General features: G+C 72.6%; 24 protein-coding genes. 17 read left to right on the top strand and 7 right to left on the bottom strand.

The window, feature by feature from the left end; genetic code table 11:
• Positions 1-70: 70 nt before the first annotated feature.
• Positions 71-1,351 (bottom strand): ABC transporter substrate-binding protein, encoded by a 1,281-nt coding sequence (locus ACIPV1_RS18730; protein ID WP_166673275.1) that lies wholly within the window; start codon positions 1,349-1,351, stop codon positions 71-73.
• 246 nt (positions 1,352-1,597) lie between these two features.
• Between ACIPV1_RS18730 and ACIPV1_RS18725 the strand changes: the two genes are divergently transcribed.
• From ACIPV1_RS18725 to ACIPV1_RS18710, 4 genes are all read left to right on the top strand, one after another.
• Positions 1,598-2,653, top strand: coding sequence for a LacI family DNA-binding transcriptional regulator (locus ACIPV1_RS18725; RefSeq protein ID WP_123936770.1), 1,056 nt, complete (start codon positions 1,598-1,600; stop codon positions 2,651-2,653).
• Positions 2,654-3,240: 587 nt separating this feature from the next.
• The gene (locus ACIPV1_RS18720; protein ID WP_402727035.1) at positions 3,241-4,443 is read left to right on the top strand and encodes a Gfo/Idh/MocA family protein; all 1,203 of its coding nucleotides are present in this window, start codon (positions 3,241-3,243) and stop codon (positions 4,441-4,443) included.
• Positions 4,440-5,720: a DUF993 family protein gene (locus ACIPV1_RS18715; RefSeq protein ID WP_402727029.1), complete on the top strand. Its 1,281-nt coding sequence runs from the start codon at positions 4,440-4,442 to the stop codon at positions 5,718-5,720. The genes ACIPV1_RS18720 and ACIPV1_RS18715 overlap by 4 nt, the downstream gene beginning before the upstream one ends.
• A complete protein-coding gene (locus tag ACIPV1_RS18710) occupies positions 5,717-6,622 on the top strand; it encodes a sugar phosphate isomerase/epimerase family protein (protein ID WP_402727028.1) in 906 nt (301 codons plus the stop codon). Before ACIPV1_RS18715 ends, ACIPV1_RS18710 begins: the two co-directional genes overlap by 4 nt.
• A 37-nt stretch (positions 6,623-6,659) precedes the next feature.
• Here the strand turns inward: ACIPV1_RS18710 and ACIPV1_RS18705 are convergent, their stop codons facing one another.
• Positions 6,660-7,313 (bottom strand): class I SAM-dependent methyltransferase, encoded by a 654-nt coding sequence (locus ACIPV1_RS18705; protein ID WP_402727027.1) that lies wholly within the window; start codon positions 7,311-7,313, stop codon positions 6,660-6,662.
• A gap of 188 nt (positions 7,314-7,501) precedes the next feature.
• On the bottom strand, positions 7,502-8,251 hold the full coding sequence (locus ACIPV1_RS18700) for a FadR/GntR family transcriptional regulator (protein ID WP_111086527.1): 750 nt from the start codon (positions 8,249-8,251) through the stop codon (positions 7,502-7,504).
• 180 nt (positions 8,252-8,431) lie between these two features.
• Between ACIPV1_RS18700 and ACIPV1_RS18695 the strand changes: the two genes are divergently transcribed.
• The 6 genes from ACIPV1_RS18695 to ACIPV1_RS18670 are packed head-to-tail and all read left to right on the top strand — an operon-like array spanning position 8,432 to position 14,612.
• A complete protein-coding gene (locus tag ACIPV1_RS18695; protein WP_402727026.1) occupies positions 8,432-9,829 on the top strand; it encodes an MFS transporter in 1,398 nt (465 codons plus the stop codon).
• A complete protein-coding gene (locus tag ACIPV1_RS18690) occupies positions 9,826-11,544 on the top strand; it encodes a dihydroxyacetone kinase family protein (RefSeq protein WP_402727025.1) in 1,719 nt (572 codons plus the stop codon). Before ACIPV1_RS18695 ends, ACIPV1_RS18690 begins: the two co-directional genes overlap by 4 nt.
• An 11-nt stretch (positions 11,545-11,555) precedes the next feature.
• Positions 11,556-12,041, top strand: coding sequence for a ribose-5-phosphate isomerase (locus tag ACIPV1_RS18685; RefSeq protein WP_123294933.1), 486 nt, complete (start codon positions 11,556-11,558; stop codon positions 12,039-12,041).
• Positions 12,041-12,856: a triose-phosphate isomerase family protein gene (locus ACIPV1_RS18680; RefSeq protein ID WP_402727024.1), complete on the top strand. Its 816-nt coding sequence runs from the start codon at positions 12,041-12,043 to the stop codon at positions 12,854-12,856. The genes ACIPV1_RS18685 and ACIPV1_RS18680 overlap by 1 nt, the downstream gene beginning before the upstream one ends.
• Positions 12,853-13,698 (top strand): sugar phosphate isomerase/epimerase family protein, encoded by an 846-nt coding sequence (locus ACIPV1_RS18675; protein WP_402727023.1) that lies wholly within the window; start codon positions 12,853-12,855, stop codon positions 13,696-13,698. Before ACIPV1_RS18680 ends, ACIPV1_RS18675 begins: the two co-directional genes overlap by 4 nt.
• Positions 13,695-14,612 carry a phosphogluconate dehydrogenase C-terminal domain-containing protein gene (locus ACIPV1_RS18670; protein ID WP_402727022.1) on the top strand — a complete coding sequence of 306 codons (918 nt, stop codon included), beginning with the start codon at positions 13,695-13,697 and terminating at the stop codon, positions 14,610-14,612. Before ACIPV1_RS18675 ends, ACIPV1_RS18670 begins: the two co-directional genes overlap by 4 nt.
• Before the next feature lie 80 nt (positions 14,613-14,692).
• On the opposite strand, the gene ACIPV1_RS18665 is transcribed toward ACIPV1_RS18670, so the two are convergent.
• On the bottom strand, positions 14,693-16,234 hold the full coding sequence (locus ACIPV1_RS18665) for a hypothetical protein (RefSeq protein ID WP_402727021.1): 1,542 nt from the start codon (positions 16,232-16,234) through the stop codon (positions 14,693-14,695).
• A gap of 80 nt (positions 16,235-16,314) precedes the next feature.
• Here ACIPV1_RS18665 and ACIPV1_RS18660 point away from each other — a divergent pair, with 80 nt between their 5' ends.
• On the top strand, positions 16,315-17,076 hold the full coding sequence (locus ACIPV1_RS18660) for an SDR family NAD(P)-dependent oxidoreductase (protein WP_402727020.1): 762 nt from the start codon (positions 16,315-16,317) through the stop codon (positions 17,074-17,076).
• A gap of 147 nt (positions 17,077-17,223) precedes the next feature.
• Here ACIPV1_RS18660 and ACIPV1_RS18655 read toward each other — a convergent pair whose 3' ends face one another.
• On the bottom strand, positions 17,224-18,180 hold the full coding sequence (locus tag ACIPV1_RS18655) for a DUF1648 domain-containing protein (protein ID WP_402727019.1): 957 nt from the start codon (positions 18,178-18,180) through the stop codon (positions 17,224-17,226).
• On the bottom strand, positions 18,177-18,527 hold the full coding sequence (locus ACIPV1_RS18650; RefSeq protein WP_111086536.1) for a GntR family transcriptional regulator: 351 nt from the start codon (positions 18,525-18,527) through the stop codon (positions 18,177-18,179). The genes ACIPV1_RS18655 and ACIPV1_RS18650 overlap by 4 nt, the downstream gene beginning before the upstream one ends.
• A 154-nt stretch (positions 18,528-18,681) precedes the next feature.
• Between ACIPV1_RS18650 and ACIPV1_RS18645 the strand changes: the two genes are divergently transcribed.
• From ACIPV1_RS18645 to ACIPV1_RS18635, 3 genes are all read left to right on the top strand, one after another.
• Positions 18,682-18,849: a hypothetical protein gene (locus ACIPV1_RS18645; RefSeq protein WP_159572230.1), complete on the top strand. Its 168-nt coding sequence runs from the start codon at positions 18,682-18,684 to the stop codon at positions 18,847-18,849.
• Between the two features lie 44 nt (positions 18,850-18,893).
• A complete protein-coding gene (locus tag ACIPV1_RS18640; protein ID WP_402727018.1) occupies positions 18,894-19,769 on the top strand; it encodes an alpha/beta fold hydrolase in 876 nt (291 codons plus the stop codon).
• 98 nt (positions 19,770-19,867) lie between these two features.
• Positions 19,868-20,383: a hypothetical protein gene (locus ACIPV1_RS18635; RefSeq protein WP_402727017.1), complete on the top strand. Its 516-nt coding sequence runs from the start codon at positions 19,868-19,870 to the stop codon at positions 20,381-20,383.
• A 51-nt stretch (positions 20,384-20,434) separates the two neighbouring features.
• On the opposite strand, the gene ACIPV1_RS18630 is transcribed toward ACIPV1_RS18635, so the two are convergent.
• Positions 20,435-21,955 carry a PLP-dependent aminotransferase family protein gene (locus tag ACIPV1_RS18630; RefSeq protein WP_402727016.1) on the bottom strand — a complete coding sequence of 507 codons (1,521 nt, stop codon included), beginning with the start codon at positions 21,953-21,955 and terminating at the stop codon, positions 20,435-20,437.
• 34 nt (positions 21,956-21,989) lie between these two features.
• On the opposite strand from ACIPV1_RS18630, the gene ACIPV1_RS18625 reads away from it, so the two are divergent.
• The 3 genes from ACIPV1_RS18625 (at position 21,990) to rlmN (ending at position 25,170) form a co-directional block, all read left to right on the top strand.
• Positions 21,990-22,724 (top strand): pyridoxamine 5'-phosphate oxidase family protein, encoded by a 735-nt coding sequence (locus ACIPV1_RS18625; protein WP_402727015.1) that lies wholly within the window; start codon positions 21,990-21,992, stop codon positions 22,722-22,724.
• A 172-nt stretch (positions 22,725-22,896) separates the two neighbouring features.
• Complete coding sequence (locus tag ACIPV1_RS18620; RefSeq protein ID WP_333926339.1) at positions 22,897-23,847, top strand: C40 family peptidase; 951 nt, start codon at positions 22,897-22,899, stop codon at positions 23,845-23,847.
• A 90-nt stretch (positions 23,848-23,937) separates the two neighbouring features.
• Positions 23,938-25,170: a 23S rRNA (adenine(2503)-C(2))-methyltransferase RlmN gene (gene rlmN / locus ACIPV1_RS18615; protein ID WP_402727014.1), complete on the top strand. Its 1,233-nt coding sequence runs from the start codon at positions 23,938-23,940 to the stop codon at positions 25,168-25,170.
• Positions 25,171-25,351 lie beyond the last annotated feature (181 nt).

Raw genomic sequence — 25,351 nt, 5'->3', positions numbered from 1 at the left:
TTCGTTCGTCGTGGTGCTGCTGTGGAAGGAGAGGCAACGGGGCCGGACGCGTGCGCCCGGCCCCGTTCCGTCAGCCGACGTGCTCCTCGTAGTACTTCGTGATCGTCTCGAGGGTCTTCTTCGCCGACTGCTGCCCGTTGATGAGCTTGCCGACCTCGGCCGTGGTGGGATCGGTGCCGAGTTCCTTGCCCTCGACCGCCCACTTCGCGCTCTCCTTGGCGTAGGAGCTCGAGATCGGGTCGGCTGCGTCGATCTCCTTCTGGTACAGCGCGAAGGAGTCCTTGGCTGCCTGGGACTCGAACGGGTACTGGATGTCCAGCCCGGTCTCGACCGGCAGGAAGCCGTTCGTCGTCACGAGCTTCGCGTAGTTCGTCGGGTCGTACATGTAGTCGATGAACTTCTTGGCCGCGGCACCTCGGGCGTCCGAGTTCTCGAAGCCGACGATGTTGCCGCCGTAGTTGATCTCGGTGGCGTGGGTCGGGTCGGCCGGGGTGGCGGCGCTCGCCCAGTCGAAGTCGGTGATGTTCGACGCGAAGTCCGACGACTGCCACACCCCCGAGAAGTACGCGACGACCTGACCGCTCTTGAACAGGGCGTTCGGGTCCTGACCGCTCGTCCACACCGACTTCGGCATGACCGAGTCGTCGTTCATGTCGGCGAAGTCCTGCAGTGCGTCGACGGTCTTCGCGTCGGTCGGGAAGGAGCCGTCCTTCTCCTGCTGCATGAAGTCGGTGCCCTTGGTGAACATGTAGGCACGCAGACGCGACGGCGACGAGTCGAACACCATGTCGTACTTCGCGCCGGTCTTCGCCTTCACCTTGTCGGCGGCCGTGAGGAACTCGTCCCAGGTCCACGCCTTCGCGGGGTCGGTCGGGTAGTCGACGCCGGCCTTCTCGAACAGCGACTTGTTCACGAACAGGCCGGCGGCGGTGACATCGGACGGGATCGAGGTGACCTTGCCGTCGTCGTCCTTCGCGATGATGTCCTGGTCGATCTTGTTCGCGTCGTCGTCGACGATCGAGGCCAGGTCGACGGTCTTGCCGGTCCAGATCGGGTCGATGCCGGCGGCGCGCACGACGTCGGGCAGCGAGTTCGCCTGGGCGGACTCGCGGAGCTTGGTCTGCAGTCCGTCGTACGGCAGGTTCACGATCTTGACCGTGACGCCGGTCTTCTCCTCGTACGCGGTGGCGAGGTCCTGGTAGCCCTTCTCCTGCGCGGTGGAGGTGGAGAGCCAGAAGGTCAGCTGATCGACCTTGCCGCCGTCGCCGGAGCTGCCGGAGGCACAGCCGCTCAACAGGGCCAGTGCGGCGATGCCGCCGGCGAGCGCGAGCATTCTCTTGGATGACTTCATCGTCACTGCTTTCGTTCGGGACCACTGGCGTCTGCCGTGGGCGAGCGTTCGGGGTGTCTCGGCCGAGGACCCCAGGTCTACACGACGTGAGCGCTCATGGCAAGCGCTTTCCTGGGTGATGTTCTGACAATGTGACCAGCCGTCTCGGATGGCCGCGCCGACGGCGCGGACGCTGGTCGGGCCTCCCGGGAAATCGCTATCCTCGCCACAGACCGCGCACGGCGCGGACCGGACTGGAGGCACGACATGCCCGAGCGAGGCACCGTCACCCTGGCCGACGTGGCCGAGCTCGCAGGCGTGTCGCTCGCGACCGCCTCGCGGGCGCTGAACGGCAGCACGCGGAAGGTCCGACCGGAGTCGGTGGACCGTGTGCAGGCCGCCGCCCACGAGCTCCGGTACACCGCCAACGTGCAGGCGCAGGCCGTCGCTCGCGGGACCACCACGACCCTGGCGCTCGTCGTCGGCGACATCGCCGACCCGTACTTCGCCGCGATCGCCGCGGGGGCGATCCGGGCTGCCGACGACGCCGGGCTCGTGGTGACGATCACCTCGACCGGCGGGGATCCTTCGCGCGAGGCCGCGGTGCTCGGCGTCGTCGCCGGACTCCGGCCGCGGGCCGTGGTGCTCGCCGTGAGTCGTCGACTCGGTGCCGGGCAGACGTCGGGAGCGTCGGACTCCGCAGCTGCCGTCGGCGCACTCGTCGCCGCCGGTGCCGGGGTGTCCGCGCTCGTGTCCGACCTCGACGGTGCCGCCGCCGGGGTGCCCGGCGTGCACGGGGTCGTCATCCGGAACCTCAGTGGTGCCGCGGCCCTTGCGGGTGCGCTGGTCGAGCAGGGGCACGACTCCTTCGCCGTCCTGTCCGGCGACCCGGACCTGGCGACGGCGCACGCGCGGGTCGAGGGCTTCGTCGCAGGGCTCGCCGCGCACGGCATCCGGGTGCCGGACGACGCGGTGGTGCCCTCGGCGTTCACGCGCGACGGCGGGTACCAGGCGATGGTGACCCTGCTCGACCGGGCGGCGGGCGGTGCGTGGGCGTTGCCGCGGTGCGTGTTCGCGGTCACCGACCTGATGGCGGTGGGGGCGGTCGCGGCGATCCGGGAGCGTGGGCTCGTCCCCGGGGTGGACGTCGGCGTCGCGGGGTTCGACGACGTGCAGATGCTCGCCGACGTCGTGCCGGCGCTCAGCACGGTGCGGCTCCCGTTGGAGGAGATCGGGGAGCGGGCGGTGCGGCGGGCCCTGGGGCTCGAGGCCGACGGGGCCATCGACGGCGAGGTCGTCCTGCGCGCGAGCACGGCGCGGTAGCGCGGCGGGGGCGGGGCGCTCGCGCTTGGTGAGCAGAAAAGGTCGAGTCCGGCGCCGCCACTCGACCTTTTCTGCTCACTGAGTGCGGCGCCGGCGGCCGGTCGGGCTCGAGGGTGCGTGACACGCCGTCGGTCGGGCGTCGAGGTTCCACAACATGCCGCGGGTTCGGCGTCGAGGTTCCACGGAACGCCGTCTGGCGCGCCGAAGTTCCGAGATCTCGGAACCTCGGCTGGCGCGGTCGGGAGCGTCCCAGGCGGTCCCCATCGGCCACCGGCGCATGCGGAGCGTCGCACGACACTCCGACGCCCGGGGCGTCGAGGTTCCACAACACGCCGCGGGTTCGGCGCCGAGGTTCCACGGAATGCCGCTCAGCGCCCCGAGTCTCCAAGATTTCGGAACCTCGGGCGCGGGCCGCAGCAGCCGGAGCCGCCGGGCCCGGGCCGCGCGTGTGCGTTCGTGTTCGGGTACTACTGCAGCGCGCCGGGCGTGGTGTACGGTTCCGGGCAAGCGCTTTCCACCACGCGGAGAGCAGGCCACAGCGAGCAAGGGAGCACGCGTTGACCACCACGCGCACCATCGGCATCATCATGAACGGCGTCACCGGACGCATGGGCTACCGCCAGCACCTCGTCCGGTCGATCCTGGCCATCCGCGAGGACGGCGGACTCCGGCTGCCGGACGGCTCCCGCGTGCAGCTCGAACCGATCCTGGTCGGCCGCAACGCCGCGAAGCTCGAGGAGATCGCCACCCTCCACGGCCTCGAGCACTGGACGACCGACCTCGACGCCGCCCTCGCCGACCCGCGCTGGGACGTCTTCGCCGACTTCGCCGTCACGAGCGCCCGTGCCGATGCGCTGCGCAAGGCGATCGCTGCCGGCAAGGCGGTCTACACCGAGAAGCCGACCGCCGAGACCTCCTCGGAAGCGCTCGAGCTCGCCCGGCTGGCCGCCGAGGCCGGGGTGCCGAACGGCGTCGTGCACGACAAGCTCTACCTGCCGGGCCTCCGGAAGCTCCGCCGCCTGATCGACTCCGGGTTCTTCGGGAAGGTCCTCAGCGTCCGCGGCGAGTTCGGCTACTGGGTGTTCGAGGGGGACTGGCAGACCGCACAGCGCCCGAGCTGGAACTACCGGCAGCAGGACGGCGGCGGGATCGTCGTCGACATGTTCCCGCACTGGAACTACGTGCTCGAGCAGCTGTTCGGCCGCGTCGAGTCCGTGTACGCCCGCGCCGTCACCCACATCGAGCAGCGCACCGACGAGCAGGGTCACGAGTACCCGGCGACCGCGGACGACGCCGCCTACGGGGTCTTCGACCTGGCCGGCGGCATCACGGCGCAGATCAACTCGAGCTGGGCGGTCCGGGTGGACCGTGACGAGCTCGTCGAGTTCCAGGTCGACGGCACGCACGGCAGCGCCGTCGCGGGACTGTTCGGCTGCCGCATCCAGCCCCGGACGGCGACGCCGAAGCCGGTGTGGAACCCCGACCTGAAGGACGACCGTGACTACAAGGCGCAGTGGCTCGAGGTCCCCGACAACGAGGTGTTCGGCAACGGGTTCCGCGCCCAGTGGGAGGACTTCCTGCAGGACCTGGTCGCCGGCCGCCCGCACCCCTACGACCTGCTCTCCGGTGCCCGCGGCGTGGCGCTGGCGGAGGCCGGCCTGCGGTCCAGCGCCGAGGGTCGACGCGTGGACCTGCCGGAGCTGCACCTGCCCACGGGAGCCGAGCCGCGCCTCCAGGTCGAGACACCGGAGGTCGCCCAGCACACCGAAACGGTCGGCGCACGCGCATGACCGACCTCACCCTCCTCGCCGCCGACGGCACGACCAGCCGGACGACCCTGAACCCGCCGGCAGTCACCGCCGCCGCCAAGCCGACCGCGCCCCTGACCGAGCGCCTCGTCTACGCGGCCGCCCACGTCGTCCCGCGCACCGCCGCCGACAACACCCCCGGCGCCCCGGCCGACCTCGACTGGGACGCCACCCTCGCGTTCCGCCACCACCTGTGGTCGTGGGGACTCGGCGTCGCCGACGCGATGGACACCGCGCAGCGGAACATGGGCCTCGACCCGGCCGCGACGCGCGAACTCATCACCCGCAGCGCCCGCGAGGCGCAGTCCGTCGGCGGCCGCATCGTCGTCGGCGTGAACACCGACGACCTGCCGGACGACGGGGACGACCTGCCCACCGAGCAGCAGGTCGTCGACGCCTACGTCGCCCAGCTCCACCACGCCGAGGACGCCGGCGCGGGCGTCGTGCTCATGGCGAGCCGCCACCTGGCGCGACTCGCGCAGCGCGCAGACAGCGACAGCCCCAGCAGCAACGCCGCCGCCAGCACCTACCGCCGCGTCTACGGCCGGGTCATCGAGCGGGCGAGCGCCCCCGTCGTCCTGCACTGGCTGGGGGAGGCCTTCGACCCCGCCCTCGCCGGCTACTTCGGCGGGCAGCAAGGCCCCGACACCGTGCTCGACATCATGCGCGACGCCGGGCCGAAGGTCTCCGGCATCAAGATGAGCCTGCTGAACGCCCGCGCCGAGGTCGCCCTCCGCTCCCAGCTGCCCGCGACCGCGCGGATGTTCACCGGCGACGACTTCCACTACGTGGACCTGATCGCCGGAGACCGGGCCGGAGACCGGGCCGGAGCACGGGGCCGAGCCCACTCCGACGCCCTCCTCGGCGCCTTCGCAGCCATCGCCCCCATCGCCTCCGCCGCCGTCCAGGCCCTGCCCGACGAGACCGCCTACCGCGCCCTCCTCGCCCCCACCGAGGCGCTCTCCCGCCACGTCTTCAGCGCCCCGACCTGGCACTACAAGACCGGCATCGCGTTCCTCGCCTGGCTGAACGGCCACCAGCCCGCCTTCCAGATGGTCGGCGGCCAGCACGCCGGCCGCTCCCTGCCGCACTTGTCCGAGACCATCCGGCTCGCGAACGCCTGCGGCGCCCTCGAACACCCGGACCTCGCCGCCTCGCGCTGGCACGCGCTGCTCGCGGTGGCCGGCGTGGAGACACGGTCGACCGGGAGGCCCGGATCACCCGCCGTCGACCGCACCGTCGCCGAGGTGGTCGCGTGACGACCGCGGCGGACGCCGTCACGCCGGTCCGGTCCGCCGGCGCTGCGCCGCATCCGCGGCTGTCGGTCAACCAGGCGACGATCAAGTACGCGCCGCTCCGGCAGGCGCTCGACACCGTGGCGGAGGCCGGCGTCGGAGCCATCGGCACCTGGCGGGAGCCCGTCGCCGAGGTCGGTCTCGCCGAGGCCGCCCGGATGGTCGCGGACTCCGGGCTCCGGGTGTCGTCGCACTGCCGCGGAGGCTTCTTCACGCTCCCGCCAGGCACCGCGCGGCAGCGGGCGCTCGACGACAACCGCCGCGCGATCGACGAGACCGCCGCCCTCGCCGCGACCGGAGCACCCGGTTCGGCGCCCGTGCTCGTGCTCGTCGCCGGGGGACTGCCCGAGGGCTCGCGCGACCTGGTCGACGCCCGGGGCCGGGTGGCCGACGCGCTCGCCGACCTCGTGCCGCACGCCCTCGACGCGGGGGTCCAGCTCGCCGTCGAGCCGCTGCACCCGATGTACGCCGCCGACCGTGCCGTGGTGTCGACGCTCGCGCAGGCGATCGACCTGGCGGCACCGTTCCCGGCCGCTGCCGTGGGGGTCGTGGTCGACACGTTCCACGTGTGGTGGGACCCGGCGCTCGCGGCGTCGATCGCCCGCGCCGGGGCTGCCGGGCGGATCGCGTCGTACCAGGTGTGCGACTGGACCACCCCGATCGCGGCGGACCCGCTGCTGTCCCGGGGCTACCCGGGCGACGGCCACGTCGACTTCGGGCCGGTGACGGACGCGGTGGTCGCGGCCGGGTACACCGGTGACGTCGAGGTCGAGCTCTTCAACCAGGCGATCTGGGACACCCCGCCGGCCCAGGTGGTGGCCCGCGTCGTGCAGGCGTTCGACGCCGCGGTCCCACTCCCGCGCTGACCGTCCGGCGCTGCACCGTCCGGCGCTGCAGCCGTCGTCAGCGCGCGCGGCGGACCAGCACCACGCTGTCGAGGACCTCGTGCGGGTCGCCGTCGGGAGTCGTCGCGGTGCGTGGCCGGAGTTCGGCGGCGACGACGTCCCACGAGCCGTCGAGCTGCAGGGCCGTCAGGTCCTCGTCGGGCGTCGGGAACCGGTACTCCCGCATCTCGACCGGCAGGTCGTCGTGCGGTGGGGCGGCGTGCGCGGTCACGAGCAGGTGCCCGCCGACCGCGACGAACCCGGTCGCCCGGCGCAGGATCTCCGCGCGCGGGATCTCCACCGGCCACGACTGCAGGAACGACGCCGTCACCAGGCCGAAGCGCGCAGCCGTCTCCCACGTGGCGAGGTCGGCAGCGACGAACGCGGTCCGTTCCTCGACCCCGGCCGACACGGACGCCCGCGAACCGCGCTCGATCGCCGTCACCGACAGGTCGACCCCGAGTCCGTCCCAACCCTGCTCGGCGAGCCAGACGACGTCGCCGCCCTCACCGCAGCCGAGGTCGAGCGCGCGCCCCATCGGCAGCGCCCCGGCGACGTCGGCCAGCACCGCGTTCACCCGGCCCGACCAGATCCCGTCGCGCTCGGCGTACCGCTGCTCCCACCAGTCGCGGGCCGAGCCGACGCCATCGGTGGTGGTCTCGTGTGCATGCATCCGCCCACTCCAGCGCACCCGCCGGGCCCGACCCAAGCCCTGTTGCCGCCCCAGCAACGTCGCGCGGTGCGAGGCGGACCCGCACCGCGCCTCCCGGCCGCCCGATCGTGAGCAGAAGATGTCGGGTCGCCGCCACGGACCCGACCATTTCTGCTCACGAAGCGCACGCCCCGCGCGCACGCGCCCCGCTACTCGGCGGGAGGGATGGGCTCCGCGTTCTCGATGCGGGCGCTCGCCGTGGCCATGTGCTCGTCCATCGCACGCTGCACGGCGGGCACGTCGCCGGCCCGGAGCGCCTCGTAGATCGCACGGTGTTCGTCGTAGGCGGCCTCCGTGGCCTGGCGGGTCTGCACGCGGCGGCCGACCCACACGCTGAGCATCGAGCGCAGGCTCTGCAGCAGGTCGCCGAGCACGTCGTTCCCCGCGGCCCGGGCGAGCAGGACGTGGAAGCGGACGTCGGCGTCGATGAAGGCCTCGGGGTCGTCGAGGGTCGCCTCTTGCCGGACGAGGTACTCGCCGAGCTCCGCGACCTGCTCGGGCGTGGCGCGCTGCGCGGCGAGGATCGCGACCGTGCGCTCGAGCGACGACCGGACCTCGAGCAGCTCGCGGGTGCGGTTCGAGGCGAGCATGAGGCCCCACGACAGCGTCGTCGGCAGCAGGTCCGAGGTGCCGCCCTGCAGGTACGTGCCCGAGCCGGGCCGGATCTGCACGATGCCCAGGATCTCGAGGGCCGCCAGGGCCTCGCGCACGGCGGAGCGTCCGACCCCGAGCCGTTCGGCCAGGATCCGCTCGGACGGCAGTCGCGAACCGGGGGCCAGCTCGCCCGCGGTGAGCAGGGACACGAGCTGTCGGGCGACCTCGGAGGCGGGCGACCCCGCGGGCACGGACTCGAGTTCGAGTCGGATGTTGAGGGGATCGTCCGGGCTGAACGCGGGCATGCAGTGAGCGTACCGTTCGGTCAACCGGTTGGGCTTCGAGGCACTCGGGATGGTTTGGTCAACCGGTTGACAAGTCGGATTCGAATCCGCACACTGGACCAGGCGCACCGATGCGCCCGCTCCGTCCGGGCGCAGCAGCACGGGTCGGAGTCGTACCACCCCCACCGAGCAGGAGTCATCGTGGACATCCCCGCCACGCGAGGCATCCCCACCTCGGTCGTCGAGAAGACGGCCATCCGCAAGATCGCGATCCGCATCGTGCCGTTCGTGGCACTGATGTTCTTCATCAACTTCCTCGACCGCACCGCGATCTCCTTCGCGGCCCCGAACGGCATGGAGGCGGACCTCGGTCTGACCGCCGCCCAGTTCGGGTTCGCCTCCGGCGTGTTCTTCATCGGCTACCTCGTGCTCGAGGTGCCCTCCAACCTGGCGCTGCACAAGTTCGGCGCGCGGATCTGGCTCGCGCGCATCATGATCACGTGGGGCATCGTCTCGCTGCTCTTCACGTGGGTGCAGAACTACCCGCAGCTCGTCGGGCTGCGCTTCCTGCTCGGCATCGCCGAGGCCGGCTTCTTCCCCGGCGCGATCCTGTTCCTGTCGACGTGGGTGCCCGCCCGGCACCGCGGCAAGATGCTCGCGCTGTTCTACCTGGCCCAGCCCCTGACGAGCGTCATCGGCTCCCCGCTCGCCGGCTGGCTGATGACCCACGAGGGCATGCTCGGTGGCCTGGCCGGCTGGCGCTTCATGTTCCTGTGCGTCTCGATCCCGGCGATCATCGTCGGCGTCCTGTGCCTCTTCGTGCTCAAGGACAAGCCGTCGCAGGCGAAGTGGCTCGACGAGGACGAGAAGCTGTGGCTCGAGGGTGCCCTCGCAGCCGAGAACAAGGCCAAGGGCGGGGGAGACGGGCACGCCAAGGGCGGTCTCCGTGCAGCCTTCGGTTCCGGCCGCGTCTGGATGCTCGCCGCGGTCTACTTCGGCTTCATCTACGGCCTCTACGCCCTGAGCTTCTTCCTGCCGACGATCATCGACGGCTTCCAGGAGCAGTTCGGCACCACGTTCGACCTGTTCCAGAAGGGCATGATCACGGCGATCCCGTACGTCCCCGCCGCGGTCGTCCTGTACTTCTGGTCGCGTGACGCCTTCCGCCGTGGCGTCCGGGTCTGGCACATCGCCGTCCCCGCGCTCGTCGGTGGCCTGAGCATCCCGGTCGCGCTCTACATGAACAGCCCGGCCGCCACGATCGCCGTCATCGCGGTCACCGCCTGCGCGATCTTCGCCGCGCTGCCGAACTTCTGGACCGTGCCGACGCAGTTCCTGACCGGTGCCGCCGCTGCCGCGGGAGTCGCGCTCATCAACACGATCGGCAACCTGGGCGGGTTCGCCGCCCCGTACATCACGGGCGTCGTCAGCGGGTGGACCGGCGGCTACCAGGTCCCGATGTTCATCGTCGGCTTCTTCATGGTGCTGTCGAGCGTGCTGATGTTCGTGCTCGGTCGGAACACCAAGCGGAACGAACGACGGGACGCCGACGCTGCGGCGCAGGCCACTACGACCCCGACCCAGGAGAGCCACGCATGACCCGCCTGTTCAACGACCCGGCCGACTTCGCCGACGAGATGGTCGACGGCTTCGTGTCCGCGAACCAGGCCCGGGTCCGCAAGGTCCACGGCGGCGTCGCCCGCTCGACCACCAGCCCCGAGGGTACCGTCGCGCTCGTCGTCGGCGGTGGCTCCGGCCACTACCCGGCCTTCGGCGGACTCGTCGGGCACGGTCTGGCAGCCGGTGCTGCGATGGGGAACCTGTTCGCCAGCCCGAGCGCCCAGCAGGTCACGGCGGTCGCGAAGGCGTCCGAGCACGGCGGCGGGGTGCTCCTGAGCTACGGCAACTACGCCGGCGACGTGCTCAACTTCGACGCCGCGGCGCGGGCACTGGCCGACAGCGGGATCGACGTCCGCACCGTGCGGGTGACCGACGACGTCGCCTCTGCCCCGAGCGACGAAGCCCACAAGCGCCGCGGCATCGCCGGTGACCTCTGCGTCTTCAAGGTCGCCGGTGCCGCAGCGGAACGCGGGGACGACCTCGACACGGTCACCGCGATCGCGACCCGCGCCAACGACCGCACCCGCAGCTTCGGCGTCGCCTTCTCCGGCTGCTCCCTGCCCGGTGCCGACGAACCACTCTTCACCGTCCCCGAGGGCCGGATGGCCATCGGCATGGGCATCCACGGCGAACGCGGCATCGCCGAGGCCGACGTCCCCACCGCGTCCGGACTGGCCGACCTGCTCGTCGACAAGCTGCTCACCGAGCTGCCATCCGGTGTCGTCGTCGACGGGGCACGCGTCGTCCCGATCCTCAACGGCCTGGGCAGCGTCAAGTACGAGGAGCTCTTCGTCGTCTTCGGCGCCGTGCAGCGCGGGCTCGCGGCGGCCGGTGCCGTCGTCGTCGAGCCCGAGGTCGGCGAACTGGTCACGAGCTTCGACATGGCCGGCGTCTCGCTGACGCTCTTCTGGCTCGACGACGAACTCGAGCAGCTCTGGGGCGCCCCAGCCGACAGCCCCGCGTACCGCAAGGGCGGTGCCGTCCCGCAACAGCCGGTCGCACCCGAGGCCCTCGCCGCGGACGAGCAGGCACCGGTCACGCCGGGCACCGAGGCGTCGCAGGCGTCCGCCGCCCGGGTCGCCGAGGCGATCACGGCCATCCGCACCACCATCGACGACCACGCCGACGAGCTCGGCCGGATCGACGCCGTCGCCGGCGACGGCGACCACGGCATCGGGATGCAGCGCGGCTCCACCGCCGCGGACCGCGCCGCTTCGGATGCGGTGACGCGCGGCGCCGGCGCCGGGAGCGTCCTGGCGATCGCCGGAGACGCCTGGTCGGACAAGGCCGGTGGCACGTCCGGCGCGATCTGGGGAGCCGCCTTGGAGGCACTGGGTCGCGTCCTCGGGGACGCGTCACGTCCGACCGCCGCCACGGTCCAGAGCGCGGTGCACGCCGCCACCGAGGCGGTCCTCGCGTTCGGCGCCGTCCCCGGCGACAAGACCATGGTCGACGCGATCGTCCCGTTCGACCAGGTCCTCACCGACCGCGTCGCGGCCGGCGACGACCTGGTCCGTGCCTGGTCGGCCGCGTCCGCCGCGGCGACGGCGGCCGCCGACGCGACCGCCGACCTGCTGCCGAAGATGGGCCGCGCCCGCACCCACGGCGAGGACGCGGTCGGCACCCCCGACGCCGGCGCGATCTCGTTCGCCCTGATCACCGCCGCGGTCCTCGCGACGCTGGCCGAGAAGTAAGGAAGCCCCCCATGACCGAGCAGCAGTTCCGCATCGTCGTCGGCTCGGACGACGCCGGGTTCGACTACAAGGAGATCATCAAGGCCGACCTCGCGAAGGACCCGCGCGTGGTCAGCGTCACTGACGTGGGCGTCGACGCGGACGGGCACACCGCGTACCCGCACGTGGCGGTCGACGCAGCACGACTGGTCGCGAACGGCGAGGCGGACCGGGCGATCCTGATCTGCGGCACCGGACTCGGCGTGGCGATCGCGGCGAACAAGGTCCCCGGCATCCGCGCCGTCACGGCGCACGACTCGTTCAGCGTCGAGCGTTCGGTCCTGTCGAACGACGCCCAGGTCCTCTGCATGGGCCAGCGGGTCGTCGGCGTCGAGGTCGCACGCCGGATGGCTCGCGAGTGGTTGGGCTACACGTTCGACCCGTCCTCCGCCAGCGCCTCGAAGGTCGCCGCGATCTGTGCCTACGACGGCTCGGCCCCGGTCGGGACCGACGCCTGATGCCGGCGACCACGGCGGCGGCCCCGATCACGATCGGGGTGTCGCTCAAGATGTACTTCGGGCACGCCCGGACGCTCGAGTGGGCTGCCGCCGTGGCCGACATCGCCCGGACCCACCCGGCGGTGCAGTCCGGCGCCGTCGAACTCTTCGTCATCCCGACGTTCCCGTCGCTCGTGCCGGTGCACGCCGTGCTCGAGCGCACCCCGGTGCTCCTCGGCGCGCAGGACCTGGCGTGGGCCGACGAGGGTGCCTTCACGGGTGAGGTGTCCGGCCGCGAACTCCGCGAGGTCGGGGTCGACCTGGTCGAGATCGCGCACGCCGAGCGTCGCTCCCTGTTCCACGAGTCCGACCAGGACATCGCCGGCAAGGTGCACGCCGCCTTCCGCAACGGCCTGCGTCCCCTCATCTGCATCGGCGAGACCGACCGCGCGGCCGACGGCGACCCGTCCGCTGCCGTCGCCGAGGTCACCGCGCAGCTCGACCGCTTCGTCGCCACGGCGGTCGCCGACGGGCTCGCCGGGCCGGTCATCGCCGCCTACGAGCCGGTCTGGGCCATCGGCGCACCGCAGCCCGCTCCCGACGAGCACATCGTCGCGGTGCTCGCGGGCATCGAGCAGCACCTGGCGAACCGCCCGGAACTCGCCGGTTCGGTCGTCATCTACGGCGGCAGCGCCGGGCCTGGTCTGCTCACCCGGGGACAGGGCCGTATCGGTGGCCTGTTCCTCGGCCGCTTCGCCCACGACCCCGAGGCGATCCGCACCATCCTCGACGAAGCCGAGGCGCTGGCCGCGACGCAGAACGGAGCACCGGCGTGACCTCCCTGCTCGGCCTCTCCACCTACGCCTACACCTGGCGCATGTCCGACCGTGTGCCGGCACCGCTGTCCCTCGACGACGCCCTGCACGACGCCGCGTCGCACGACGGCGTCGACCTGTTCCAGATCTGCGACCACCTGCCGCTCGACACCGCGTCCGACAACCGGTTGGGCGCGATCCAGACGCTGGCCGACGACCTCGGGCTCACGCTCGAGGTCGGCACCCGCGGCACCGACCCGGCGCACCTCGCTCGGTACCTGCACGTCGCGCAGGTGCTCGGTGCGACGCTCGTCCGGTCGATGTGGACGAGCGGCGACGACCAGCCGGACGCCGCCGAGACCGAACGCCGTCTGCGCCAGGCGCTCCCCGCCTACGAGGCGGCCGGGGTGACGCTCGCCCTCGAGACCTACGAGTTCGTGGCCACCGCCGACCTCGTCGCGGTCGTCCAGGCGATCGGCTCCGACCACCTCGGCATCTGCCTGGACCCGGCGAACACCGTCGCACGGCTCGAACACCCCGCCGACGTCGTCGCGATGACCGCCCCGCACGTCGTCAACTGGCACGTCAAGGACTCCGGGTTCACCCGGTCGCCGGGGTGGGTCGGCTTCCAGTACACCGGCGTCCCGATGGGCACCGGGGTCGTCGACCACGACAGCATCCGCGCCGCGATCGACCCCGACGCCCGCGGGATCAACCGCGTCATCGAGTTCTGGCTGCCCTGGCAGGACGAGCACGCGGGCGCCGAACCACGACCGGGCGAGACGCCCGCACAGACCACCACCCGCATCGAGGCGGCGTGGACCGAACACACCATCGAGCACATCAGGAGCAAGGAATCATGACCGACACCGTCACCACCCCCCACACCGTCGCTGCCGGATCCGGTACGGCCGACGTCACCGTCGCCGTGATCGGTGCCGGCGGCAAGATGGGCACCCGCGTCTCGAACAACTTCGCGAAGAGCGAGTACACGACGCTCTACAGCGAGGCCTCGCCCGCCGGGCAGGAGCGCATCCAGGCCCTCGGCCGGTCACTCACCGACAGCGTCGAGGCTGCCAAGGTCGCCGACGTGGTCATCCTCGCCGTGCCGGACGTCCTGCTCGGCACCATCTCGGAGCAGCTCGTCCCGGTCATGAAGTCGGGTGCCAGCATCCTGACGCTCGACCCGGCCGCCGCCTACGCCGGACTGCTCGCCAAGCGCGAGGACATCCACTACGCCGTGGCGCACCCGTGCCACCCGTCGGTGTTCCTCGAGCGCACCACCAAGGCCGAGTGGGACGACACCTTCGGTGGCATCGCCGCCCCGCAGGAGGTCATCGCGGCCTTCGACGCGTCCGAGTCCCTCGGTGACCAGGACGACTCCGCCAAGGCGATCGCCGAGGCCGTCATCACCACCATGTACGCGCCCGTCATCCAGGTGCACTGGGTCACCGTGAAGCAGCTCGCCGTCCTCGAGCCGACCCTGGTCGAGACGATCGCCTGCATGATCGGTGACTTCCTCAACGACGCCCTCGAGGAGACCGTCACCGGTGTCGGCGTGCCCCGCGAGGCCGCCCGCGCCATGCTCTACGGCCACACCTGGATCGCGCTGACCAACGGCCTGCGCGGCTCGAACCCGTTCTCGGACGCCTGCCACATCGCCATGGGCTACGGCCGCGAGAAGCTCATCAAGGAGGACTGGAAGCAGGTCTTCGACGACAGCGAGCTCGACAGCGTCATCGCCAAGATGCTCAAGATCGACGCCGTCCGTCGCTGACACCCGTCTGATCCGCCGAAGCGACAGATTCCCGCCGACCATCGGCGGGAATCTGTCGCTTTCGCGGTACTCACCACGCGCTACCCCGGCAGCGGCCCGCCGCGGGGTCCCCAGGCCTCGGCGAGGGTGATCGAGACGACCCCCGGCACCGTCAGCGCCTCCACGGACGCCGCGAACCACGCCCGCGCCGCCGCCGAGTGCTGCGCCGGGTCCGTCGCGTCCGCCACGAGCTGCGGCCCGTACCCGGCCTCGATCGTCGCGTCGGTCACGACGGGGCGCGCGGACGTCGCCACCGCGTTGAACCGTGGCCGCAGCGTCACCGGTCCGACGTGGAGCGCCCTGCCGGCGGCCAGCCGGGAGGCGCTCATCACCACCCAGCGCTGCATCCGGATCGACTCGGTCACCTGTTCGGGCGACCGGTCGTGCATCTGCGGCGTCACGCTGAAGGTCAGGGGCCCGTCCCAGTCGCGGAACAGGTCGACGGTCCGGTTCAGCTCGGTGAAGTGCGCGCGGGTGCCCGCCACGACCTCGAGGTCGCCCGCAGCAGCCGCGGCGTTGCGCAGGGCCCGCTGCAGCGCCGGGGTCGTCACGTGCGAGGTCGGGTCGAACGCGCCGATCCGCACGACCGCGCCCGAGTCGAGCACGTCGTCGATCGCGGCACGCAGCACGTCCGGGTCGTCGGTCACGAACCGGACGTCGAGCGGCCCGCCACCCGCATCGAGCCGAGCTGACGCCAGCACCGCCCCGACGTTCGGATCGCCGAGCACGGGTTCGACCAGGACGGGCACGCCGAGCGGCACCGCGGCCGGGCGTGCAGCGGCCGGGGCCGAGGCGGCGAGCAGCTGGAGCGTCGGGGGTGGGGCGACCACGGCGGTGGGAGCCGGCCCGTCCAGGAACGCGAGGTCCGGGGCGGGGGAGGCCGTGCCTCCCGGTCGACCGTCCGTCGTCGCGCGCAGCGTGAGCGACTGGTGGACCACGGAACCCGCGTCGAGCGCGACGGGGAACGGCTCGGACAGCGGCGTCGAGTAGGTCTTGAACGAGGCATCGGTCCAGTTGCGCTGGTCCTCGGTCTCGAACACGTCGCCGGCCAAGTCGAGCGTCAGCGCGACCCGACCCGTCGACCAGTCCAGCCCCGACAGGTCGGCGGCCGGCTGGTGCGGCGCGATCCAGGTCGGGAACGCGGCCGCGGTGGCGGAGCCGGACGGGTGCCGCGCGGTGAACGGCACGCCGGCGAGGGTCGGCGGGTGGAGCACGACCAGGCCGATGCGGTTGCGGCGGAACGGCGTCGTCGTGGTGCCGACCGCGTCGACGTGCAGGATGGGGCCGTCGACGGTGACCTCGAGGACGTACCGGAGCACCTCGGTGCCGTCGTAGCGCGCGCTGGCCTCGATGCGGAGCCGCCCGCTCGTGCTGTCGGTGCCGGTGTCGGTCGTCCGGGCGAGCACGACGTCGTCGGCGGTGCGCCAGTCGTGGTCCCGCGTCACGAAGCGGATCGCCCGCAGCACCGGTTCGTCGTCGTACCCGAGGTCGGCGAGCTCGGCACCGCGCAGCGTGAACCGCCACGCTCCGATCGACACCACAGTGCCCATCGACGTCACAGTGCCCATCGACGTCAGAGTCATGGCTCATGACTACCACCGGTCAACCGGTTGGGCAATGATGGGTCCGTGGAGCGACGACGCTCCCAGGACGGAGCTCCCGCATGACCGCTCGACTCGACCACAGGACCGCACTCGTCACGGGGGCGGGCTCCGGCATCGGCCGTGCGATCGCGGACCGGTTCGTCGCCGAGGGAGCGCGCGTCGTCTACGCCGACCGGGACGCGACGGCGGCGGGCACCGCAGCAGCGGCAGCCGGCGCGCTCGCGCTGCCGCTCACCATGGACATCGCCGACGAGACCAGCGTCGCGGCCGGGTTCGCCGCCCTCGCGGAGCGCGACCTGACGCCCGACGTGGTCGTCGCGAACGCCGGCGTGCAGCTGTTCGGCCACGACGCCCGGGTCGCGGAGGTCTCGCTCGACACCTGGAACCGCACGGTCGCGGTGAACCTGACGGGCACGTTCCTGACCGTCAAGCACGCCGTCCGGGCGATGCTCGCGGCCGGCGGCGGCGGGTCGATCATCGTGACGGGCTCACCCACCGGGCTGAACGGCGAGGGTGCGGAATTCGCGGCCTACTCCTCGACCAAAGGCGGTATCCACTCGCTCGTCCGCGCGACCGCGATGGCCTACGCGCGGGACGGCATCCGGGTGAACACCGTCGTGCCGGGCTACACCGAGACCGGGCTCGTCTCGACGATCTCGGGCGACCCTTCGGCGCGGGCCGCGATCGTCGCCCGCACGCCCCTCGGTCGCCCGGGGACCCCCGACGACGTCACCGGCATCATGGTCTACCTGGCCAGCGCGGAGTCGTCCTATGCGACGGGCGCCGAGTTCCGCGTCGACGGCGGCATGACGAGCCTCTGACCGCGGCGTTCCGCGAAAGCGACAGTGTGCCGCCAACGGTTCGCGGCACGCTGTCGCTTTCGCGGACGTGACGGCGCGCGGCCGACGAGATCTGTCGCCTTCGCAGCACGCACCACCACCCCGACCGGGAGGCCCGGCGCAGCCCCGTCAGGCCGGCGTGCGGTGCGCGAGCAGTGCGCCCAGGGCCGCGGCCCCGCCCGCAGCGTCCGGCACCGTCACCATCCGTGCCTGCCCACCGCGGAGCCGTGCCACGAGGCCCGGCCCGGACCGCACCACGTAGGCGACCCCGCGGCCGGAGAACCGGTAGCCCCAGCCACCCCACTGTCCGGGCGAGACGTCCTCCCACCCGCAGGACTCGATCCGCTCGAGCGGGACGCGCATGAGCGGGATGCGGGTCCACGTCGAGGTCAGCCGCATCCCGCGACGGTCCACGGTGAGCTCCACCCGGGCGAGCACCAGCACGGCGAGCCCGGCGACGACCAGCACCGCTCCGGAGGCGACGGCCGCACCGAGGTCGGCCGGAGCCATCGCGAGCCCCGTGCCGATCCCGAGTCCGACCACGACGGCCCCGAGCGCCGCGAACCAGCGACTGCCGATGCGGGCGCGCCACGCGACCCGTGTGTCCGACCCGATGCGCAGCGGTTCGACGTCGTGCGCGGGCACCGGTGGAGCCGACCGGACGAGCGCGACGACCGGCACCGCGGCGATGACCGCGCTGACGGCCAGGAACGGCACGGTCCACCAGCCGGACAGCGTCCCGTCGCCGACGGTGTTCGTCGCGGCGAGCACGATCCAGGCGGTGCCCAGGCTGCCGGCGAACAGGTTGGCGACGAGCACCAGGGTGGCGGCGGTCCGGCGGTCGGGCATCCGCAGCGCCGCGAACGCCAGGGCCACGGCGCCGGCGGTCACCGCGAGCGTGATCCAGAACACCGGCCAGGGCGAACTCCAGCCGTCGGCGGTGCCGTCGGCCCCGAAGTGCACGGCCATGCGGTCCGGCAGGCTCGGCGCGGCGACGAAGGCCGCGACCACCAGGGTCAGCAACACCACCATCCCGGGTGCCACCACTGCCACACGGGTCCTCAAACGCATCGGTCGGTTCGTCATCGTGCCCCCTTGATCATCGTGAACAGGTCGTCGAGCGGCACCCCGAGCGTGTCGGCCTGGTCGCGCAGCTCGTCCACGAGCGTGCGCAGCCGGTCGAACGACGCGTTGCCCGATCGCAAGACCGTTGCTCCGCGACCCCGCCGCAGTTCGATCAATCCGTCGTCCTGCAGCTGCGCGTAGGCGCGCAGCACCGTGTGCATGTTGACGTCGACCGCGGCGGCGAGGTCGCGCGCCGACGGCAGGCGTTCCCCGCTCGCGAGGTCTCCGCGTGCGATCGCGTACCGGATCTGCGACGCGACCTGTTCGGCGAGCGTGGCCCGTGCGGTCGGGTCGACGGTGATCAACATGTTCGCATTGTATGCGAACAATCCCGCCGTGGCGAGGGTGCTCGTGTCGCGCTCTCCGGCCTTTGGCCATGGAACGCAGGCCCCCGTCCGGGGGTACGGCGTCCGGGTACTTTCGGCTGCAGCGAACCACTCGCTATTCAGGGAGAAAACCACGATGACGAACTACGAATCCGCCGACGGGGTGGAGCCCGTCCAGGTCACCACCTACCGTCTCGTCCGCAAGGCCGCCCGACGTGGTTGGGCCGTGCCCACCGACGAGGCCGAACCGTCCCTCGCCGACCTCGTGAGCACCCGCGGCTCCGCGCGCCCCGAGGCCCGCTGACCCCGCCACCGACGCCGCTTTGGGGCCAGCAGTATCGTCGGCTCATGCCCCCTTCGACCCGAGCGGTCACCCGTGGCGTCGAGGTCGGGACCCGAGGCTCCGACACCGGCGTCCCCGTACTGGTCCTGCACGGCAGTCCCGGCGGGATCGACGTCGCCGAGTTGATGGGGGCGTTCCTGCCGTCCGAGGACTTCCGCGTGGTCACGGTCTCGCGACCGGGCTACCTCGGCACCCGGCTCGACGCCGACCACTCCACGATCGACGACGAGGCCGACCAGCTCGCCCGGGTCCTCGACGACCTCGGCATCGACCGGGTCGGCGTGCTCGCCTGGTCCGGTGGTGCTCCGGCCGCGTACCGACTGGCGGCCCGCCACCCAGATCGGATCAGCGCGCTCGCCGTCGCCTCCGGGGTGTCCGGTCGCTGGGTCCCCGGGCCGGCGGGACCTGCCGAACGACTCGTGACCGACACCGCGTTCGGCGCCGGTCTGGCAGCGGCCGCTGCGCGCATCGCCCCGGCTGCCGCGGCACGCGCTGCGGTGGCCGGCGTGAGCACCCTGCGTGGCGGTGCCCTGCGGGAACACGTCGCCGGCGTCCTGGCCGACCCGGAGCGGCGGGCGTTCCTGCTCGGCCTCGCCCGGACCGGCAACGCCTCCGGACCCCGACGCGCCGGCTGGGACAACGACGTGCGCCAGCTCGCGGCCGTCGAGTCGCTCGACCTCGGAGCAGTCCGAGCCCCGACGCTCCTGGTGCACGGCGACGCCGACACCGAGGTCCGGCGGGACGACAGCACCCGCGCCGCCGCAGCGATCCCCGGCGCCGAGCTCGTCACGCTGCCGGGTGGCACGCACTTCGCGCTCTGGGACCACCGCGACGCCGCCGCCGTGCAAGCACAGGTGCGCGCACACCTGCAGCGACCCTGACCACCGGCTCGCCCACTTGCTCACGATCCGGTATCGACGAGGTCTCGATCGCGACACGACGCCCCGTGCGTGACGACGGCGCTGCCACGATGGCGGGTGTGGCTTCCCTCCGACTCGCACTGCCCCTGGTCGTCGGCGCACTGCTTGCATCCGTCGCCCTGTCGTCGTGCTCGGCCGACGCCTCGTCGACCCCGGCGCCGACCTCGTCGAGCGCTCGGTCGGCGGACGCAGCGGTGGACGCACCGGCGGCGTCCCCCACGGTGGACCCGATGGAGGAGGACCGGAGCGCCGCGGCCGTCTGCGGGCAGATCAGCGCGCTGTCGACGATCGCCCTGAACGCCTCGGACGGTCGTTCCCGCGGTGCCCTGACCGATGCGCAGTACGAGGCGCTGATCGCGGCGGAGCGCTTCGGGTACGAGCACCTGTCGAGCAGCGACGAGCGGCTCGACAACGCGATCGACTACGCGCTCGAGTACCTCGACGCCCACCCGGCACCCACGTCGGGGCCGGCGCTCCAGGACAGCCCCGAGTGGGAGCTCGTCGGGCGCACCCTGAACACCGCGTGCCAGCAGGCCGGATCGAACGTGGTGGCGACCGCTCAGTCCGGCGGCTGATCGCGACTCGTCCGGCGGCCAGAGCGCACCGGGGCACCAAGAACACCATGGTCACGCAACGGTGTCGGTCCGCTCGACCGACGCGATCAGCGCATCGAGGGCACGGTCCAGCTCCGGCACCGTCACCGCCCCGTACCCCAGCACGATCCCGGCCGGCGTGCTGCCCGGAGCGATCCCGTACTCCTCGAGCGTCGCGACGAGCACGCCGGCACCGGCCATCCGCGCCGCGACCTCCTGCCCGGTCGCCGGGCCGGACCACACGACCACGGCGTGCAGTCCGCCGGTCAGGGCACGGGCCTCCAGTCCGGCGACGCCGTTGAGTCGAGCCGCGATCCGGGCGCGACGGTGCGTGTAGTCGCGCCGGACCCGGCCGAGGTGCCGGCGGAGCGCGCCGGTCCGGAGCAGGTGCGCGAGCGCGACCTGCACGGGCTCGGCGACGACCGCGCCGCGGGCGCGACGGGCAGCGAGCACCGCGTCGGTGACCCCGACCCCGACCACGGACGCGGACACGGACCCGGACCCGGCCTCGACCGGCCCGCCTGCCGCCGCGGGCAGCACGACGTAGGAGCAGCGCAACCGCGGGTCGAGCGTCTTCGAGAACCCGCCGACGTGGAGTACCACCCCCTCGGCGTCGAGTGCTGCGAGCGCGGGCACGGGGCTGCCGCGGTGCCGGAACTCCGAGTCGTAGTCGTCCTCGACCACGAGCGTGCCCGTCGCCGCAGCCCAGGCGAGCAGCCGCTGCCGTCGAGCCACCGGCATCACCGAGCCGAGCGGGTACTGGTGCGTCGGCGTGACGAGCACGACGTCGACCGGCGGGGCTGCCGTCAGGGCGTCGAGGTCCATCCCGTCGTCGTCGAGCGGGATGCCGACCACGGTCCCGCCCGCGCTGAGCACCGCACGCTGACCGGTCCGGTACCCCGGGTCCTCGACCGCGAACACGGGGGCGCGACCGAGGTGCACGCGGAGCGCCTCGGCGACGAGCGACAGCGCCTCCGAGGTCCCCGCGGTCAGCAGCACCCGGTCGACCGACGGCGCGAACCCGCGACTCAGGCCGAGCTGCGCCACCACCTGCGCTCGGAGCTCCACCGTGCCGAGGGGGTCCGCGACCGCGTTCCGCAGTGGGGCGTCGGCCGCCGCCCGCCAGGCTGCGCGCCAGTCCCGCTGCGCGATCGCGGTGACGGCGGGGACCCCGGGGCGGCAGTCGATGGTCCGGGCGGCGGCGGCCGCCGCTGACGCCGCAGCTGACGCCGCCGCTCGAGCACGCGGGTCCGTCGCCAGCAGCAAGTCCCCGACGACGGCGCCGCCCCGGCCGCCCACGCCGCCCACGCCAGCCGACGCGACGACCCGCGCCACCGCACCGTGCCGCGTCCGGATCCAGCCCTCGCCGTCGAGCTGGTCGTAGGCGGCGACGACCGTTCCGCGTGCGACGCCGAGCTCGGCGGCCAACGCCCGGGTCGAGGGCAGCGGATCGCCCTCGCGCAGCGTGCCGTCGTGGACCATCCGCCGGATGCGCTCGACGACCCCAGCGGTCTTGCCGGACTGGTCCACCACGATCACCTCGATCTGGTCCACGCACCGGACCACTGTCGAACCTAGCGTGGCCCGCATGAGCACCCCGAACCCCGTCGACGGCCCCGACCTGCGCGTCCGACGCATCCGCGAGCGCCAGTCCGACGACCCCGCCGTCCTCCGGGCGATCCTCGCCGAGGCCCACCTCGCCCACGTCGGGTTCGTCCGCGGCGGCCACCCGATCGTGCTGCCCTTCCTGTGCGGCGTCGGCGACCTCGGCGCCGGCCCGGTCCTGCTGCTGCACGGATCGACCGGCGGCGGCCTCTTCCTCGGAGCAGGTGCCACCGGCGTGCAGGTCGCAGCGACGGTCACGCACCTGGACGGGCTCGTGTTCGCCCGTTCGACCTTCGACAGCTCGGCGAACTACCGCAGCGCGATGATCGCGGGCGCCGCGACGGTCGTGCCGCCTGAACTCCGCACCGAGGCGCTCTGGCAGGTCTCCGACCACCTCATGCCCGGCCGCCGCGACGAGGTCCGCGAGATGACCCCGAAGGAGGTCCGCGCCACCCAGGTCCTGCAGCTGCCCCTCGACCGCGCGAGTGTGAAGGTCCGGTTCCAGGGCAACGGCGAGGCCGCGGACGACGGCGAGGACCACGCGGTCTGGGCCGGCGTGCTGCCGCTCGCGGTCCGCGCGGGCGTCCCGGTACCGGGGGACATCTCGGGGGACGCCCCGGTGGACGCGTCCGTCGTGGCGCTGGCGGCTCGCCTCGACCGGCTGTCGTCCGACCGGGAGGCCCGGATCGCCGCCGTCATGCGGGTCGCGTCCGTCTGAGGCCGGGTCTTCAGGCCCCTGGTCGCGGATCCGCCGCATCTGAGCGACCTGCGAGGACCGCCCGTTCCTGTGACGAGCCGCAGGAACACTCCGGGACTGCCCAGCCTCGATCCGCCCCGTGACCAATACGTTACTTTCCGGATCGCCCAGCGGTCCCGACCCGGAAGGACCCATGGGACGCCACGCCCTGCCTGCAGCAGCCGAAGACCGACAGCCCTCGCGAGGGACCCCGCACACCGCGGTGGAACCCGCTCCGGCGTCTCCGCAGCCGCAGCTGTCCCGTCCCCGTGGTCGTCGCTCGGCCCTCGGTCCCGCTGCTGCCCGGGCCACGTTCGTGGAGCACCCGAAGCCGACCCGCACCGTCCGGATGCAGCCGCGTCCGCTCCCAGTCGCCTCGAGCGCCGGTGCGGCCGTGCTGAGCCGGAAGGCCGTCCTGCGTGCCGAGCGGGCCGTCGACCCGCGGCACATCCGCCGCACCGCGAACGCCAAGCGTGCCGCGATCCTGCTCGCACCGGCGATCGCCGTGACCTCGAGCCTGACCCTGGCCGTGCCGGCGAACGCGGCGACCCCGGCCGAGACGCAGCAGGGCACGACGACCTCGCAGGCCGCGCAGACCTTCACCGTGGCGCACGACGTCAAGGTCCCCGTCGTCACGACCGACGGCATGACCACCACGACCACGGTCGTCTCGTACCCGACGCTCGACCTGCGCTTCGGGGTGACGACAGCCCAGGCGCAGTCGGCCCTTTCGGCGGCGCTGTCCGCCGGCGGCGACCGCGCCACCATCGTCGAGACCGCCCTGCAGTACATGGGGGACCCGTACGTCGAGGGTGGCGCGAGCCACGAGGGCATCGACTGCTCCGGCCTGACGATGGTCGCGTACGCGGCTGTCGGCATCCCGCTCGTGCACTACGTCCCGACGCAGGACGCCGCGGCGACGACGATCCCCGAGTCCGAGGCGCTGCCCGGCGACATGGTCGTGTACGACGACGAGGACCACGTCGGCCTGTACCTCGGCCAGGGACTCGTGCTGCAGGCACCGCACCCGGGCGAGGTCGTCGACATCGTGCCGATGTACTCGGCCGCGCACCACTTCGCGCGCCTGCTGCCCGCCGGCAGCTGACCCGACGCAGGCGGGGCCGTGGATGGTGACCATCCCGGCCACCGGAGGGTCCGGCACCGACGTGTCACGGGCCTCCCGTATCCTGGCCTGATGGCTTCCGACACCCGTACCCCGTTCGAACAGCAGCAGTCTGCTCGTCCGCAGGTGCGCCCGCGCACCGAGGGCTGGAAGCAGGCGACCGACACCGACGGCCGTCCGCTGCTGCAGTTCGCGTCGCCGAAGCGCGGCAAGCCGCCCGTGCACCTGGCCGACCTGACGGCCGAGGAGCGCGAGGCCCGCGTCAAGGAACTCGGGCTGCCGGGCTTCCGCGCGAAGCAGCTCGCGACCCACTTTTTCACGCACTACACGTCCGACCCGGACAAGATGACCGACCTGCCGGCCGCCCAGCGCGAGCAGCTCGTCGCCGGGATGCTGCCGCCCCTGCTGACCGAGACCCGGCGGCTGGCGACGGACAACGGCGACACGATCAAGTTCCTGTGGAAGCTGCACGACGGCGCCCTGGTCGAGTCGGTGCTCATGCGGTACCCCGGTCGCATCACGCTCTGCGTCTCGTCGCAGGCCGGCTGCGGCATGAACTGCCCGTTCTGCGCCACCGGCCAGGCGGGGCTGACCCGCAACATGTCGACCGCCGAGATCATCGAGCAGATCGTCCGGGCCAACGCGGCCATCGCCGCGGGGGAGCTCGGGGGCGATCCCCGCAAGGGCGGCAAGGACCGCGTCGACGCCGAGCGCGTGACGAACATCGTGTTCATGGGCATGGGGGAGCCGCTCGCCAACTACAAGCGGGTGATGGACGCCGTGCGGTTGATGGTCGCGCCGCAGCCGAACGGCCTCGGCATGAGCGCCCGTGGCATCACGATCTCGACCGTCGGGCTGGTGCCCGCGATCCTCAAACTGGCGGACGAGAACATCCCGGTGACCTTCGCGCTGTCGCTGCACGCCCCTGATGACGAGCTCCGCGACGAGCTCATCCCGGTGAACTCGCGCTGGAAGGCCGACGAGGCGATCGACGCCGCGCACAACTACTACGTCAAGACGGGCCGCCGTGTCTCGATCGAGTACGCGCTCATCAAGGACATGAACGACCACGCCTGGCGTGCCGACCTGCTCGCCGAGAAGCTCAACAAGCGCGGCAAGGGCTGGGTGCACGTCAACCCGATCCCGCTCAACCCGACGCCGGGCTCCGTGTGGACCTCGTCCGAGGTGCACGTGCAGGACGAGTTCGTCCGCCGGCTCAACGCCGCGGGCATCCCGACGACCCTGCGCGACACCCGCGGCAAGGAGATCGACGGGGCCTGCGGGCAGCTCGCTGCAGCGGAGTAGCCCCGCCGCCGACGGGCGCTCCCAGGCCGACACGCCCGGGAGGAACCACGGTTGGCGAGGCCCCCGGAGCCTGTGTAGTGTTACCTCTCGTTGCCACGGCGGCGGAGAACGGAACGGCTGAGACGGTCACTGGGTTTACCCGGGGATCTTGTCCGCCACGGTTCTTCCCCGGGCAGCGGAT

This window comes from Curtobacterium sp. NPDC089991, assembly GCF_044748425.1.
In the GTDB taxonomy this organism is placed as follows: Bacteria; Actinomycetota; Actinomycetes; order Actinomycetales; family Microbacteriaceae; genus Curtobacterium.
This window is presented reverse-complemented; position numbering and strand designations above follow the sequence as displayed.